This window comes from Leisingera sp. M658 (assembly GCF_025144145.1).
Lineage (GTDB): Bacteria > Pseudomonadota > Alphaproteobacteria > Rhodobacterales > Rhodobacteraceae > Leisingera.
Genome location: NZ_CP083546.1, coordinates 3,717,245 through 3,733,188, shown reverse-complemented (window position 1 = coordinate 3,733,188; position 15,944 = coordinate 3,717,245). Strand labels below are relative to the sequence as shown.

Below are 15,944 nucleotides of genomic sequence, written 5' to 3'. Positions count from 1 at the left end.
CGCAAGTATCTGGAACAGGGTTTGGAAGCGCCTAGCTACAGCCCGCGTCCGCTGCAAGGTAGCGTGCTGGACCCGTACCGTGATTATCTGGAAGGGAGGGTTCGGGCTTTCCCTGATCTCTCGGCCCGGCGCTTGCTGCGTGAGGTGCGTCCGCCCAGGCGCCTTCATCCTGTCGGCGACATCAGTTGGAACACCCGCCCGCTTGCCGCTGTCGACTTCCGCCTTCTTCACCCACTCATTCAGCGTGTGCGCCGAACAGCCGATCTTCGCGGAGATCGACATGATTGCCTGCCAGCGGGAACTGTGCTGGCCCTGATTGTCCAGCACCAGACGCACCGCACACTCGCAGACCTCAGGAGAATACTTGTTTGTTGTCTTGCTCATTGTGGCTTCATCCTACTCAGTAGTTGAAGCCTCCGGCAAACCCGGCGCGGTTCAATCTGGAGCCTAAGGGACATTATGGTCGATCTGCCGCAAAAAAACTGAACCGGTCAGACCGGAGGGACGCCCAATAGTCAAATCATTCGGGTAAGCCACCCCATCTTTCTTAGATTTGGCCTCCATCTGTCCCGAAACCTCTGACGACGGGCAGGCTAAAGTCGCTTAACGGTGAGCCGAACACTGCCTTTGTTATTACCATAGAAACTCCAGAGATCATTGGCGAAACAGTAAAGATAGCCGCTCTCTTTGGGCGTGTACGTGCAACTCGAACCTATCTTGAATGTTTCATGCGGACTTAGCTTGTGCGTATCCGGATCGACCCCGGAGCTGTTGGCAATCACTCCGACGAGGCAAAACCAAGGCATTGTTTCTTCACGCCTCGCACCGCGCGCAACAGCGCTAGCGTTGCCGGGCTTGCGTCGGCGGTGATGTTGCAGCCAGTCGGAAAATGCGGTGACTGCATATGCTATCTTGCCCGCTTGAAATCCGGGAACTGGGCCGTCAGGAGAGCAATGAATTGAGGCATCGAGCCATTCTCCAGTGGCCTTGAAATTGTATTTGACACTTTTTTCCAGAAACAAACCGGTGGCATTCCAGCGTTCCCGAGCATAGACATCGAGCATATGGCACTGACCTTGCGCGAGCGTTTTAGTCTTCCAATAGCCTGATTGACTCAAAGGTGGATCATTTTGTCGCTTGCGGGCAGAGCTATCCACATTGTTGTTGCCTACCTTGAGGTTGGGCACGCTTCTTGGAAGGGACCGAAGTCTGGCGAAGATGCCCTTAACCGAGTTATGCATCACACTCATGTGGTTCGGCTTCAGTTGAGTAAAAGCGCCATTGCGGAAAACAAGGTCTTTGGCCTCGGCTTGCCTCATCATCCATTCAAGAGTTATGTCGCCCAACCCATCAGCGAAATAACTACCGCCGACGTCGCCGTGTACTCCCGCGAACCATTTTTGTTCGACATCACAGTTTGGATGGAACTTGGTCCAAAGCGTAGGTGTGAAAGTTTGCCTTCGCTCATCGATGGCCAGCGCGTGACGGGCTGTGGCGACTATTGACCCCAATTCGGTGTCGTGAAATTGGAACTTTCGGGGCCGATCTATAATGTTGATAAAAAGTTCATCCGGAATGCCGAGAGCACCAACCGTATCCCAGACGCCGAGGAATTTGACCTTAACTTCGGTGTGTTTCGGAAAATGCGAAACCCAGGGCTGGCCGGGTTTGAGCGCTCGATAGGCGCTGTAAGCAGCATCGACACGGCACCATTTTTCGGCCTCCTCAAGAGGTTTTTTGTCAAAGCGCAAAAGACTGCACCTACCGAGCAGCCCAGCAAGGCTGCGCACTGCATAAGCCCCTCGGGAAAAACCAAACATGTAGATGTCATCGCCTTGCTCATAAGTATCACTAAGCCATTTGTAAGCGCTCTTGATATCATGACTCAGGCCTACGCCCAGCCCGCCGCCACGCAGGCGCGTCAGCCAGCCTCCTGAAGTGCCAACCCCTGGGCGATAGAATTTCTTTTGTTCGATGCCATTTGCGTCGAGTTTGGCCACGGCGGAATGGATTTTCACAACATTAGTCGGCGAGGGAAGGCCATTATCTTCCTGGTCAGGTGTGTTCCAAGTGCCGTCGCAACAGACGATTAAGTTTGCCATGGTAGCCTCCAATTCGACTTATGCAATCTCTGAGCGTGTGCAATTAGAATAATGCACGACAAAATGGAGGGTGCCAACTGTTGGTGAGCAACGCTGCCGCAGAGGCCGTCTGGGTAAACCTGTCAGGGCGTCCGGGGCTCCGGATGCTCCATGACCTGCTGACCTTAGCAGCCGGAAATTCCCGACATAGGACGTTGTCGCTGCGGACGAACTCAGGCTTCCCGTGTCGAAGAAACAGGCCGTAGAGCACCTCCAGGACATCTTCGGAACGCATTCGGGTTCGGACTGCCACCGCGACGCCTTGCGGGTGTAATCGGCTAGCTGTCTGAGCACCTGAAATAATCGGGCAAGGTGGTCATCGACGAGGCCACGGCGCCGGTTCCAGACCCGGGCCGGGGCCGGACAAAGACCGGGTATCACTGGACACTGGACCGGGACGACCGAGGAAGGAGCGGCGATGACCCGTCTGGCGTAGTTTTCAACTATGCCCGGGGACGCGTCGGGCAGAACGCGGAACAGGACCTGCAGGGCTTCGCTGGCATGTAAGCGGCGCCCTGCCCACAGACTCTCCGGATCAGCACGCACCAGTCGACGCACACCCCGGTGACGATCTCGCGCAAACAATCAAGCTTCAGAGCTTTCGGCGAATGCCCTAGGTCAAGGCCCAAGAAGCCATTTTGGCTCGAAGGCATCCGGTGCCTGATCGCAAACTTCCAGACCAACAAAAACTCAACCTTAGAGAGCTTCGCATGGCCGGAACCCCCTCTTGAGAGAATTTTTATTGAAATTTCGCGTCCCCTCGTAGAGAATGGGTGTGTTCTTTAGCGCTCCGTAAGGAGGGGCTCTACATTGCAACCAAGGAAACTACGTCATAACGAATACGTCTATTTTGCACTCATCATGACGGTGGCGATTTACCTGTATCACCACGACAGAAACGATTTCTGGTCGGGGGTATACGGGTTTCTGGTCTGGCTTCTAATTTTCGGCTTGGCTTACCTTTTTATTTTTGCCTTTACCCGGAGGATTGTGCCCCCTCTCGACATCGAGACCACGAGCGCAGATGAACGCGAAATCGAAACGGGATTTGAACGGCTTCTGCTGACGCTACGGGCAGGCTATCTTTTTATGATCTTCACGATCGGCATCTGTATCGTCCCTTTCATTGTCCCCAGTGCCTTTTTCCATGACGGGAAGGTTCAGAAATACGAAAACAGCCCGTTTCTGATCGCTGTCGGTTGTATAGAGGTTGAGTCTGCGCAATTACCCCTAAGCTGCGAAAACACCGGTTCCGCACCGCAATGGCTGGTCGGGCTCGGCGCGAGCAATCAGCCGGTTCTCAGCTCAAGCGCCGTGTCATCCCTGCGGGCCAATTTGGTGGATGTCAGTGTCAGCGCCGATGTCGCTGTTGCGAGCATCGGTCTGGAGGAACGCGATGACAAGCGGCTTGAAGCAGGATCGGCACTTAAATCTTCGCTGGACGATTTCCTTCCCGAATTTGAATCCTTCAAGGCTCGCGCAAATAAGCTTGAGATCGTTCAAAATCTGGTGGCAAGAGCGGTGGAAGAGATCGAAGTAACGGTCATCTACACCAACCTGCCTGAAGGAGAGCTTGTCGGAAAGTCGAAAGAGCTACAGGCAGCGGCGGTTAGGGCGGAAGCCGCGCTGGAAACCCTTCAGGAAGCGCTCCAACAACACCAACATCATGTCCGCCTTACCGGTGGTCTTGTAGTGCCTCTCTTTGTGGTTGTCCTGTCGCTTCTGGGCGGGTCTATTAGCATGACGCGCAAACTGCCGGAAATTCAGCTACGCGCGGCGCCGGCCTACCGAAAGACCTATAAGGCGAGGATCGGGGAGTTCGAAGATCACGGATTGAAGCGGCCCATTAGCGCTCTGGAAGCCCGGGATTTTCTGCTGTTTCAGATACTACAGGTGATGACGGCGCCGTTTCTAGCCATGGTGATCTTCGCCTCCATTGAGCCGGAGTCCACGGTTTCCGCGGTTGTAATAGGGTTCGGCGCCGGGTTCGCCTCGGAGCCACTATTGCTCCGTCTGCGCCGCATGATCGACCAGCTTGCCGGGCTATCGTTTGAGGCGCAGACGGACAGCGCTCAGGCAGACCAGGAAGCCGCACCCGACGAGGAGCCTCCTGCTACAGCGCCTGATCCGGGCCACGCCGCCGCAAACGCGGTATCTGCCGCCCGTAACAGCGATAGCTAGATGACTGCGAGCCTTGACCCGGTTGTGACTTCCAACCCAGGAACTAGGGAGAAATTTTGAATGCCAATAGCGCTGCAAACAATTAACCTAGGGCTGTCTCTGGCGGGCGTGGCACTGCACGCCGGGCGCCGCCTGGATCGGATTTTCGCGGAGAAGGCAGTCGTGAACGAACCGCTCGCCTGGCCCGAGACCCCCACTGTTCAAGTGCAGTCCCTCCAGGACTTCGTGGAAGCTCTGCGCGATGCCGTGCAAGAGGAGGAAAACCGCCGCACGGCAGGCAAACCACTATGGTCGGATGCCCAACTAGAGACGGCCCGCCTGGCTAGAGATAACGAGAACTTCCCCGATGTTGTGGCATCGCTGCAGGATGTGGCCCCATCAAAAATTCCCTTTGTTGATACCAGGGTCGATGCCACCTCCATTTATTTGGCGGCGCTTGAAGAGGCTGGGCTGGTGGAAGATACTGCCACTGCCCGCCAGGCTGTCTATTTTTTGGTTGGCGGAAAAGACAACCGGCAACAGTCCACAGCATGGCAGGTGGGCACGGTTCTCTTGTCCGCCACCGCGCAGTTTACACTCTCCACTCAGGAACAACTGATCAAGAACCCGCGACAAAGACAGATCGTCGCCAAGGTTCTCGAACGGCTTGCGACGCCTGAATTGCTTGAAGTTGCCAACGGCCGGAGCCTTTTGGCGGAACTAGTTGGAGCCACCCTGAATGGGGTGGTCGATGCCGCCGAAGTGGTCAAATTCGACACCCCTTGGCTGGATGGCCTTCTGGATGCGCTGGCGGACGCTCGGCATGCTCAGCCGGAGGAAAAGCGGGACGATTTTCTTGTCGGTCTGACCAGGGGGCAGGGATACCGGCAACTAGTTGCAGAGATCCTCGAGGAAGGATCAACCCAACTATCTAGCTCCGACCAAAAGGGGCTCACGATAGCCATCTCAGGGTTTCTCACCTCGGCGTCGGAAGTCGTGAGAAGTGCTTCTTCCATGTCGCTGGAAACCTTCTTCGTTCAACACTGGCCCGACTTAGCGCGGGCCGGTTTTCGCGCGGCGCGCGATTATGGCCCTAGCCTAGTCCAGGGACAGAACCCATTTTTGGGCAAGGTGCTGATTTCGGCGTTCAACGTCCTGAGCGAAACCCCGGGCCGCGATTTCCTGACGCAAGAGGCCCTGGAGGCGACAGTCGAATCCGCAATAGCCGCTATTGCCGCAAATCCGGAGTTGATCGACGAGGATTGGCCGAAACTGCTCTTTGGCAGCGTCGCTTCAATTGTAGCCGACACCGGGCTGCGCAGCGTTTTTGACGACACATTCCTGGATCGATTTGCCCGGGAGTTGGCCCGCAGCGCGGCCAGTTCTCCGCAGTTGATCACTTTTCACTCGGAGGCGACAACAGAGATGGTTCGCCTAACTCTGCTGAGCCTCGCTGACCTTGCGCAACCCAGCGCAAAAGAAATCGCCGAGGCGGTGTTGATTGCTGGACTAGAAACTGCCTCGGCCTATCCGTCGATATTTATAGGAACCGGTGGCGCCTCGAATGGTGACTTTGCCAACGCCGTTGGCTCTATTACACGACAAGTCGCGGAGATGGTGAGGGCAAAAGGAATATCACAGGTGACCGGGGCTTCGTTGGCATCGCTCGCGGTTGGAATGGTCGCCAGAAACCCACGCCTCTTTGTCCAGACCAAGAGTGATTTGGCCGCGGCGGTCATCGCCGTCGTCGCGGAAACGATTGCTGACGCCCCGGCAATGCTGGTGTCCGAACATGGGCTAGTCAAAATTGCAGAGGCTGCGCTGGCCGGACTGGCGCTGCATGGCAAGAGCTTGCTCGGTGAGGCAAGTTCGGCCGATGAGCTGACGGAGTTGCTTAAGCCGGTGGTGCGCGAAGCTCTCATTCTGGCGGATCGTGAGATCGGCGTCTCGGTCGACATGGCCTCGGTGCCCGACACAATCGCTGGTCTGATTGCACTTTGGCTCAATGGCAAGCTGGTTGAAATCAGCGCAGGCAATACGGATTTTGTCGCACATTTCCGCGCCGTGGCGCATCAGGTTAACTCAGCATAATGCAACGGTTCAAACGCATTCAAAAGGGACTTAACATGAAGAAGATTTTGCAGTCAGTCTCGCGCGTTGCCGGAGGCGTTTTTCTGGTTGGAGCACTGACTTTGGGGGCCTGCGCCACCAAGCAGGATGTTGAAAACATCGTAGCCGAAGCCAACGCTCAGGTTCTGGCGGTTGAGTTTGGCGAAGGAACAAGTTCCGACGAAAAGATCCTTCAGTTCATTGAAAGAAACCCAGAGCTGACGGCGGTCAATCAGCGCCTGCTTGTTCGCCTCAGCGCCATCTATGCTGCTCAGGGGAATACGAACCTCGCGCTGGCAGCTCTTGAGAAGGCCAGCAAAACAGGTGATGTTAACCAGCTCGGTGACCGCGACGCCCTGATTGTCGAGCTGCGCGGCCCGATCATCTGGCAGCGCAACCTGCCAACCCAGCCAACCGAGGACGATGCCGCTGTGGCGCTCATGCATATGAAAAGCGCGCGGGACTTTCCGAAGGGTAAGGCCCAGATGGATCCGCAGCTCAAAGCTTGGGTGCTGAGTGTGCAGGCTTCGGCTGCGCGGGTAATAGTTGCCGCAATGAAATCAAAGGAAAGTACACACGCGGTACAGGAAATTCGGAGCAATCTTGACCACTTTCTTACTGACTACGGGACATTCTGGGGAGAAGCGCCGCAGAAAAAGACTGTGGCGGCGTTGCGTAACAATTCAAGCTCCGCTTGTGCAACCGAACCGGCGGATGTGGATTTCAGCGACCTTGATGCCGCCGATCTGCCTGACCTGTCACTTTTACGGTTTGCCGGTGCAGTGATATGCAGCGTTGAGACCGTCGTTTTCAGATACTCTAATCGCATGACGGATTTCTCATTTGACGGCCAGCCCGCAGACAATGACACGCCTGCGCAGACAAACCTCCGCAAGATGTTGGATGTGCCGTCTTGGTTGTCTTGCCCGGAAGAGATAGAGACGCTCGACAAATTTAACTGCACCATAAAGATAGATTCCGAGGCCGGTTGAGTGCATTTCGCCACCTGTAGCCGCCACCGCGAGGCCGATGCCAGTTTTCTTCACAGCCAGTTGTGATGAACTATCAGCAGTCGGTACTCGCCTTTCCGATCCGCGCGATTTTGTCGTAGAGTGCTAGGCAAAGTCCTTTGCACCAACGTCATAACGCAGCTTTCCAAGCGTGCCGCTTCCCAAAAGTGACGACGCTTTGGTCGCCACCAGGTCGATCCGGGCTGCATAGCCTGCGGTCCGTCCAACTTGGCGGAGTGCGTGCATCTGGTCTGCGGCATTCAGTGCGGTTGCGATCCGCGTATACGTGCCGCGTCCCTGATGCAGGATATCCATTACCATGGCGCACACCGGCATAGGTGCCCCATCCAAGGTGGCTCCTTTCTGGCTGACCTTCTGTGCAGCAATCGCGACCTTTGATTTGGCGGCCTCAATCGCAAGCTCTACCTGGGCCAGTCGGTGATCCTGACTGCGGCAGGCCCACTGAATAAGCCGTGAAGCGGCTTTCAATTCTGCGTCATCCACCGAGGTCATGTTAGTATTCAGGTAGGTCATGAAGCCGCCCTGCTCGCCCGGCCTACTATTGCCATCCAGACGGTCCTGTGCGCCCTCGAGCGAGGTTGTACCGAACGCCGTGATCTGATGAACGCGCCCGCCCACCAAGCTCAGATCGGGAAAGTAGTGCTCGGCGTCAGGAAGGTCGAGCAGCTTTCTGAACAGCACGATCAGGTTGGCATCCGGTGTATGCGCCGCAAATTGAAAGAACCCGAAGGTAAAGGCTGCACGGTCGTAGCTGTTCACACAAGAAAACGATCCCTGGCTTTCGCCCATGGCCGTGGGTTCAATGAAGGCAGCCCAGTGGTCAAATTCATTGGCCCAGACTTTGTAACCATAGATCGGTGCCTTTTCCGACGTGAAGCCTCTCACGCGGGCGAGACCTTTGAATTTGGACCCTGAGATTCTGGCCTCCGTGCCGATGTATCGCCGCGTGCCGTCTTCGGGATCGTTGAAGACCCAGCGCAGTTTGCCGTTGGGCCGCGTTTCTTTCCGGATCGGAGGATCGAATTCCGCAGTCTGCGCCGCCCCGCCGTCATCTTCTTCGTCGTCGGGGTCGAAACTCAAAGCTCCCAGCCCTCCCCTACTGTCGGTAGGAACAGTTGTAACGCCGCCGGCGCCGGGCCAGGATAAGCCGATCTCGGCTGCGGTTGCTGGGCCGACGACAAGGTCCACGCCGGTGGGTCCGAAGGCTTCTAGCTGCACGTCGCGGATTGCATTAAGTGTCTGGAAGCCAATAACGCCGTCGGCGCCCACACTGCCAATGAAGTGGCCAGCTTCGATCAAACCTTGCTGAACCTGCTTGGCCAGCTCTCCGGTTGATCCAAAGCGGATCGAGGGCGACCGGCCGTTGGTTCCGAGAGCCACGGTCCGGCTGGCTTCGCCTTCGTTGAACAGAGCGTATCTGAACTGCTGCTGAGGAAGGGCATAGGCGGCATCAACGAATGCTTTCCAGGGGCCTTTTTCGCCACCGGGATTGCTGGACCGTCGACCAGCGATACCAGCGACAACCTGACAGCCAAGACTGGAATACCCCGGCGCGGTGTGATCCATGTAGCGCGAACAGTGCAAATTGTCATAAGCCGTTTCATAAACCAAACGGTCGTTGCCTTCGTAATCAGTGTCGTCGCCAGTGCGCCAAACCGGCAGTTTGTTTGCGTTCCGGAAGGCACGGTGAGGTCCAAGCGCTGATTTAAGGCCGTGATCCCCCTTTTGGTAGCGATGGTCGGATGAGTCCGGCAGATCGGTAAGATAGCACGGCGCGAGCATGTTCACGCCATTGCCATTGTTGGACATATATTTAGCGATGCCCGAGATATTGGGCACGGTGCTGCCAGCAAATACGGCAAAGCCTTCCCCGGGAATCCACTGCCCAATCGTGCAGCGTTGGTGGCGAAAATCCGTACCCTTTTCGACCATGGTGTGCCTGTTTGACATCACCCCCTGTTGTGCAACAGGCGAGCAGCCGCGCAGACCAAAAAAAACCATCTCATCAGTTGGAACTTCGAAGTTGGCAAGGTGAAACATTCCACGAATGTGATCTTCCGTCAGCTCAAACATGACACCCTCAATCTCTGGCTAAACTCAGGCAGGAGAATCAATCCTGAATAGTATGAGAATACATCGTTTTTCGAATTTTCTGAAATCCTGCTTATATGCTGTCGACATCGCCCCTTGTAGTATCGAAGTTTCACATTGCAAATCTTGTGCTCGCATTCAACTTTCCAGCCTCTGATACAATCGATTGCGGGTCTTTGACAGAAGGCATATCTAATGGTTGTGAAACCTCCCTCTTTCGAGCCAGAAGCACTCATGTCATTACTCTCACAGTAAGAACTTTTTTCAAATGGGATCCAGTACTCAGTGGGGAGTATCGCAAGGGATATCACCCCCGCCGAGGTTTCCGTTAGAGGGGCGAAATTACTGCCTTCTTTTCGGTGTCAAGCACGCCAATGAGATGGGCACATCTGAATTGCATCGAGCCAGCATCATGTTGGCAGCCAGCGCGCTGACCACGGACCGAAGCATGTACCCGAAAGACCTCAACCGAAAGCCGCAGCAAAAAGCAGGAAGGGCTAGAATAGAACCGGCGGAACCGCTTTGGCGGATCAATTTGCCTGCCTAAAACCGCTTGACTGGGACGGCCTCGTTACCGAAGTCCAGACCCTAATGTAGTGCCACGCGATCTTGCAGTCCTCCTGCCGTTTCAGGATGGCCTTCGTCGTCAGTTCCGTTCCGTTATCGCTGACCACCTTGTAGAGGTACATCACAGATATTGCCCCCCAAACCTGCGGATATGCCAGTAAGGAATTTCGACGGCCTGAATTACCTAAAGTTCGCCTTTCTTGCAGAGGTAGAGAGCTATGTAAGGCGGCATATTGTTATGAGGTTTTCCTTCACCTCTGGTGTAGACTCCTTGGTCAGGGTCGGAATCTCCAATTTGAATTGAAACGTCCTTCCGTTCGGAGAAATCAAAGTACGGGGCGTCTGTTCCTTTTCCATCATCTAGATAGTCATGAGGCGCGGCAACCATTGGAATTCCGTGGCGGTGTGCGGGCATTTCCTCAACCGTTAGTGTATGGTTTTCGTGGCCGCCGACTTCTCGAAAACGACGCTCAGTAAGAGGCCCATCAGCAGCAGTGTTACCTCCACCGAACCCAGTTCCAATTATTACTCGCCCTGATGCTAGTTTGAACTGATTCCAACCTATTGGACACCCTGAAGGCGTATCAAATGCGACTACCGCTCCCCTGGGCAATGCCTCTAGTTTGGTACGTTTCAAATCGTCTTTCAGACCATAAACCTCACTCCAAAGATACCTGTTCTCGCGGGCTAATCTGTCTACGAGCTGTGTTACTTCTGTAACGCAGCGAATAAGCTCAGAGGCCAAACTGTCTTGAGAAACGTCTACGCAACTGTCGAGCGGTTGCGCATGAGAAATTGGAGCGACGAGCGCAAGTTTCAAAGATAGGATGATACATTTAAAGAACTTCATTCGTCCGGTTCTCCTTCAGAGATTGGGGTAGCGCCAAACAATTCAGATAAAGGGGCGTCTGTTGGCCACGCCGGAACAGTTGAGGGCGAAACCGGGAGTTCCGCACTAAGTGCCGTACCACCAGAGAAATCGGAGAGTTTTCGCTCCAAATGAGAAATCTTTGAATTGAACTCTAGCATCTTCTCAGCGAACACAAGGCTCCCTTCGGCCTTATCTAACTCTTCCAAGGCCGTTCTTGCTTGAGCAGCTAAACGTTCGATATCACTTTGAGCGTCAGCGACCAGCGCAGTAAGTGTTTGCAGGTTGCGCTGCTCCTTGCTTAGCTGGTCGCGAGCTTCGCTGACGGCATCATCTAATTTCCTGATTTCAGGGTCAAAGGCCGTGGTCCTGATTGATGCTACGGCTTGTTCGGCGGCGATTGCGCTTCTATCTCTTATGTCGTCCAACACATAGGCGAGGAAACCGCCGATGAGTGTCACGACCGCAATCGTCGAAGCGCTCCCAACTATAAAAAGGTTACGCCGCTCCTGATTGAGAAACGTTCTTATTTCCTCTCTACCCTCAGCTGTTAATTCTGTTATTTTGTGACTCCGTTTGAGCTCTTGATCGAGAAGCTCTCTTAGCTCCCATCTCAACTCGGCTGATAATTCTGGCATATTCTGCCTCCGTCCGTCAGATTACTGGTCAAAATTTCCCACTCAAACCCCATCTGGGTTGCGTCGACAGAATATCATACAGCCTTTGTGTGTGAAGGCGCAGATGAGAGATGAAGCCGTGCCAAAGCCGAGAAGCGGCAGACACCAACTATGTTGCAATTGTTGACTGCGTTCTGGTGGTCCTGACCCCTGAAGCTGGTCCGGAGTGAATGCGAATTTTTGAGTACATTTCTGGCAAGAGAGGGAGTGTACCGATGCCGAAGAAACGATTCAGCGACGAACAGATTGCCTTTGCTTTGAGGTAAGCGGAAGCCGGGACGACGGTTGGCGAGATTTGCCGCAAGATGGGGATCGCGGAAGCGACGTTCTATCGCTGGAAGAAGGTCTATGCGGGGATGGGTGTGTCGGAGATCCGGCGGCTGAAACAGCTCGAAGACGAGAACAGCAAGCTGAAGCGCCTGGTCGCTGATCTGACGCTGGACAAAGCGATGTTGCAGGACGCGCTGAGAAAAAAGTGGTGAAGCCTGTCCGCCGCCGCGAGGTCGTCCGGCACTATCAAGGTGTGTTTGAGGTGTCGGAGCGCCGTGCTTGTAATGCCATGGGCTTCGGACGGGCTTCCCACAGATATCAATCCAGGCGCGATCCGGCGGTTGAATTGCGGATGCGCCTGAAGGAGTTGGCCGAAAGGCGGGGCGGTCGGATATATGCTTCCTGGATCACGGCCATCAGCGCCTTCTCGGTCGTCCGGCGGGGCTCCAGGAACGTGGGGAAATAGCTGCCCTTCCGTAGCTTTGGGATGTTCAGCCCGATCGTGCCGGCAGAAATTTCCAAACCGGTCATGGAGTGGATCACTGGGATCGCCCGCGAAGGCCGGGGCGGCATACCCGCCTAGAGCTAATGATCGATCTGCCGCGACCTCGTGCAGCAAATCGCGCCGGTCCCGGCCCGGCCTGATCAGCCCTTCCTGCCGCCAGCCGCGCGGGGCGACTTGCGCTTATCATCCTTGCGGATCTTCGCCGCCAGCCGGTCGAAGAGCGCGCGCGCCTCAAAAACCAGATCCAAGGCCTCTTCCAGGGGTGCCAGCGCCTCCGAGAAGTCCTCCTCCTCAAAGGCCATCGCCAGAGCTTCGCGGGAGAACTCGAGCGGCAGCGTAAGCTTGCCCTCCGGATCCCAATGAAAACCCTTGGAGGCGAACTCGGCCATGAGCTCCGGGTTGCTTTTGAGAACGCGCTTCAGGGGGCCTCGTGAGAGGGTGTTGGATGATGGCTCCAGATGCACGCCCAAGCCGGCAGCCCCCGCGAAATATGCCAGCCAGGTTACGGCCTCCCCCGTCATGTCCATCTCGACGAAAAGGTCGTAGTTGCCATCAGGATCGCCTTCCGAAATCCATTCCGGCGAGGACAGCCAGAAGTTATCCTCGACGGTTTCAACAGCATCTCCGTTCCAGCCGAACTTATCCCTCTTCCGCTTCAGAATATCCCCGATCTCCTGGCCAATGAGGCGGTCCATCGTTTCTGAGGCATAGCTCATTGCGCTTTCGAGCAGATCGATATTGCGCACGATCGCCGCGCCGATGTCATTGTCTTGCTGGGTCATGTCGATCGCCTCCTATAGGTCTGCAACAAAATCGCCGAATCGGGCGATATACTGTTCGATGAAGCTTCTGCTGCGCTCCGGCTTGCCCGCAGCCTCGCGGGCGGCCGCGGCCAGATCTTTCCATGTGGTGGAGCTGACACCGTCCCGGATCAGCGGGTATGGCGCCAGGAGAACCAGGCTGGCGCGGCGGCCCATGTGCCTGCCCCTGGCCTCGAGCGCTTCCGCGTAGCGCTCCAGCTGCATCGGCCCCAGCCCGGCATCGATCTTGACCTCGATGCCGATGAGGTGATTGCGGGTCTCGATCATCAGGTCAATGCGGTCGGCCAGCTCACCAAGCGGATTCACCTCGTTGCGCAGCCGGTACCCGGACTGCAGCTCCTCGAGCCAAACTATTCCGGGGATCGCGCTGTAGAGGTAGAGCGCCAGGAAGCTCCGGGAAACGCTGCCGCCAAAGTCCTCCTGCCAGAGGCCTGCGAGCGCGGAGGTGACCCGGACCTCATTCCGGTTCAGCCCGGCCAGCTCCCAGGGATTGAGCAGCCCGCCTCTGGCCTTGGCGTTTTCCACCGGGCCGCGCAGCTCTGCAAAGGCACGTTCGAGATGGGGTGCGGATGGGGCCTTGGGCTTCTCCTTGGAAGCCCGTGCCCGCAGCGGCGCCAGCTCGCGAAATAACGCGGTCAGATCTTCAGCGGTGAATGTCGTCAAGCCGAACCTTCCCTGCAAATACGATGATCAAATCTCCGCCCATCTAGCGGGACACATCCTTTCGTATCAAGGATAAGTTGTGCGCCCCTGTATTCCCCGAGGCGCCCAAGCCGCGCACCACCCGCTCTAAGGCTCTTCAGAGAACCGTTGAATTCGAACTTGACCAGGCAGGACGCTGCGCGCCTAGCATTCTTCCCTCCCGTGGCTCACTATAGTGCGTCGAATTGAAAGGATGCTCCCGCATGGCAAATGACCTGACCGCGCGCGTTTCGCTTGAAGACGCTCTGAATGAGGTGCCGGTGGCCGTTGCGGACTTCTTCCGGCGCCTGGACGGGCAGCCGGAGTTCCGGGTAAAGGAGATTCACCCGGACCGGATGCCTGTCATTGACGATCAGGCGGATTGGACTGCCTGGTTGAGCTGTACGCCGGAAAAAGCGGCATACCTCTTACGCCCCCTTGCAAGTTGCCCACCGGGCAACTGCATACGGCTAACACGCAACAAGTGTTGCCGCTCGTCATTCCTTCGCCCCCGCAGCGGAGCTGGCTCTGCGCCGCGTCTATGAGTGCGCAGAGCTGAGCGGTACTTAACTCGGGCTGGCCGTGAGCTTCGCATAAACAGCTGCCAACTTACTCAGGGCTGTACGCTGAGGGTCTTCGACATCCCCCATGTCCAGATCAGCAAGATAGTTGTCGAGCGCGCGACTTGTTCCTTCACGATCATGATCGATGTTGTGTCCCAAGATGCGATCAATCGTACCTAGGTCTACACCGATCAACCTCATCAAACTTGCGGATGTGCGACGTAAGTCATGGCGATGCCAATCGCTAGTCTTGCTTTCGCGCTGGATTGCCTTCGTGATCCGATCCCAGTTTTGCAACTCCGTATTGCAGGAAGATGGGAACACAAGTGCGTCGGGCTCTTGGCGGCGCCTCTCATAACCAGGGAGCCTTTGAAGAATACCGATCACTACGTCGGGGATTGGCAATAGCTGCGGGCTTGGCGGGCCCTTGGTCATCTTTACTGATGGCTTCAGCCATTCCCGGCGCTGGAAATCAACGTCTCGCCAGCGCATGGTCACTACCTCATCGAGACGTGCAGCAGTGAGCAGGATAAATCGCAAGGCGATCGGGCGCACGTCGATAATCGGATTCATTCGCATTGCCAGGCAGGCGGGCGCCGGATGGGCGAGAAGCGGAAGCACTTTCTCCATTTCCTCTCGCCTCAATGCCCGTTTTCTTTTTCCCGTGATGCTGGGGTCGTTGCTTGCCGGATCAGCGGTGTCACGCATGTCCGGCACGTTCAGCACCGGCAGGCGTTTGAGTCCGGAAAAACGGAATTTTTCGCGACCCGCAGCCCAATCGAGTACGGGCATGAGGTAGGCGCGCGCCCGGCTGCACTGTCCGTTCGCAGTTGGTTTTCCTGAAGGCGGGTTATAGTTTCTCATCGCAGCCGCAAGGTCGTCAGCCGAAATTTCAATTGCCCGTAAGTCGAGAAGTGGATTGAAGACAGAAAGAATGCGGCGCTCCGCCTCAGATTTCCCACCTTCAGTTCGGGGTGTCCATGTCGCTCGAACTCCCGTACGCTCAGCTCTGAACTCATCGACCAGTTCACGCAGTGTCGGAGATGCCTTTAGTGCTTCCTGGTTTTTCCTTCGGATGTGGTTGAAGTTTCCCGTGGTTTTCTGGACCTCAACGCGCTTTTCGGCGGCCATCTCGCGGGCGCTCTTCAGCGATATGTCGGGGTAGGACCCGATAGTGATGCGCTGCTCGGTACCGTCCAGGGAACGTACCCTGACAGAAAACGTCTTCTTTCCGGTTGGTGTAACCCTAAGTGTAAGCCCAGGCTGCCGAGCATCGACGAAGTCCTTGCGGCGGTCGATCTGGATCTTCCGGATGAATGCATCTGTTAGCGCCGTAACCGCCATGGGGAACTCCTTATCCTTTGGGAAGGTATTATCCCGGGGACGTGCTGGGGACGCAATTGGAGCTGGATAGCTTTCCACAAAAACCCGACAGGACGAGATGCAGGGTGTGGAACCCT

Annotated in this window: 10 protein-coding genes and 4 pseudogenes; 5 read left to right on the top strand and 9 right to left on the bottom strand. The window is 56.1% G+C overall.

Translation table 11 applies throughout. From position 1 onward, the window contains the following. Positions 1–105: 105 nt before the first annotated feature. Both K3724_RS18325 and K3724_RS18320 read right to left on the bottom strand, forming a co-directional pair. Positions 106–384: pseudogene (locus tag K3724_RS18325) on the bottom strand (IS3 family transposase); the annotation flags it as partial. Between the two features lie 209 nt (positions 385–593). Beyond that, positions 594–2,102, bottom strand: coding sequence for a DUF2235 domain-containing protein (locus K3724_RS18320; protein WP_259987979.1), 1,509 nt, complete (start codon positions 2,100–2,102; stop codon positions 594–596). A gap of 360 nt (positions 2,103–2,462) precedes the next feature. Between K3724_RS18320 and K3724_RS18315 the strand changes: the two are divergent. The 4 genes and pseudogenes from K3724_RS18315 to K3724_RS18300 form a co-directional block, all read left to right on the top strand. Then, positions 2,463–2,642: pseudogene (locus K3724_RS18315) on the top strand (transposase); the annotation flags it as partial. A gap of 309 nt (positions 2,643–2,951) precedes the next feature. Next, positions 2,952–4,322, top strand: a complete 1,371-nt coding sequence (locus K3724_RS18310) for a hypothetical protein (protein ID WP_259987978.1) — start codon at positions 2,952–2,954, stop codon at positions 4,320–4,322. A 60-nt stretch (positions 4,323–4,382) separates the two neighbouring features. Then, positions 4,383–6,392: a hypothetical protein gene (locus K3724_RS18305; RefSeq protein WP_259987976.1), complete on the top strand. Its 2,010-nt coding sequence runs from the start codon at positions 4,383–4,385 to the stop codon at positions 6,390–6,392. A gap of 35 nt (positions 6,393–6,427) precedes the next feature. Further along, complete coding sequence (locus K3724_RS18300) at positions 6,428–7,402, top strand: hypothetical protein (RefSeq protein WP_259987974.1); 975 nt, start codon at positions 6,428–6,430, stop codon at positions 7,400–7,402. A gap of 123 nt (positions 7,403–7,525) precedes the next feature. Here the strand turns inward: K3724_RS18300 and K3724_RS18295 are convergent, their stop codons facing one another. The 3 genes from K3724_RS18295 to K3724_RS18285 form a co-directional block, all read right to left on the bottom strand. Then, the gene (locus K3724_RS18295) at positions 7,526–9,514 is read right to left on the bottom strand and encodes a peptidoglycan-binding protein (protein WP_259987972.1); all 1,989 of its coding nucleotides are present in this window, start codon (positions 9,512–9,514) and stop codon (positions 7,526–7,528) included. A gap of 769 nt (positions 9,515–10,283) precedes the next feature. Next, on the bottom strand, positions 10,284–10,949 hold the full coding sequence (locus K3724_RS18290) for a hypothetical protein (RefSeq protein WP_259987970.1): 666 nt from the start codon (positions 10,947–10,949) through the stop codon (positions 10,284–10,286). After that, the gene (locus K3724_RS18285; protein WP_259987968.1) at positions 10,946–11,605 is read right to left on the bottom strand and encodes a hypothetical protein; all 660 of its coding nucleotides are present in this window, start codon (positions 11,603–11,605) and stop codon (positions 10,946–10,948) included. Before K3724_RS18285 ends, K3724_RS18290 begins: the two co-directional genes overlap by 4 nt. 254 nt (positions 11,606–11,859) lie before the next feature. Here K3724_RS18285 and K3724_RS18280 point away from each other — a divergent pair. Continuing rightward, positions 11,860–12,296: pseudogene (locus tag K3724_RS18280) on the top strand (transposase); the annotation flags it as partial. A gap of 8 nt (positions 12,297–12,304) precedes the next feature. Here K3724_RS18280 and K3724_RS18275 read toward each other — a convergent pair. The 4 genes and pseudogenes from K3724_RS18275 to K3724_RS18260 form a co-directional block, all read right to left on the bottom strand. Next, positions 12,305–12,424: pseudogene (locus K3724_RS18275) on the bottom strand (transposase); the annotation flags it as partial. 135 nt (positions 12,425–12,559) lie between these two features. Beyond that, positions 12,560–13,201 (bottom strand): hypothetical protein, encoded by a 642-nt coding sequence (locus K3724_RS18270; protein WP_259987966.1) that lies wholly within the window; start codon positions 13,199–13,201, stop codon positions 12,560–12,562. A gap of 12 nt (positions 13,202–13,213) precedes the next feature. After that, complete coding sequence (locus tag K3724_RS18265) at positions 13,214–13,903, bottom strand: PD-(D/E)XK nuclease family protein (protein WP_259987965.1); 690 nt, start codon at positions 13,901–13,903, stop codon at positions 13,214–13,216. Positions 13,904–14,487: 584 nt separating this feature from the next. Next, entirely contained in the window at positions 14,488–15,828 is a 1,341-nt protein-coding gene (locus K3724_RS18260; protein ID WP_259987963.1) for an integrase family protein, read from the bottom strand. Positions 15,829–15,944 lie beyond the last annotated feature (116 nt).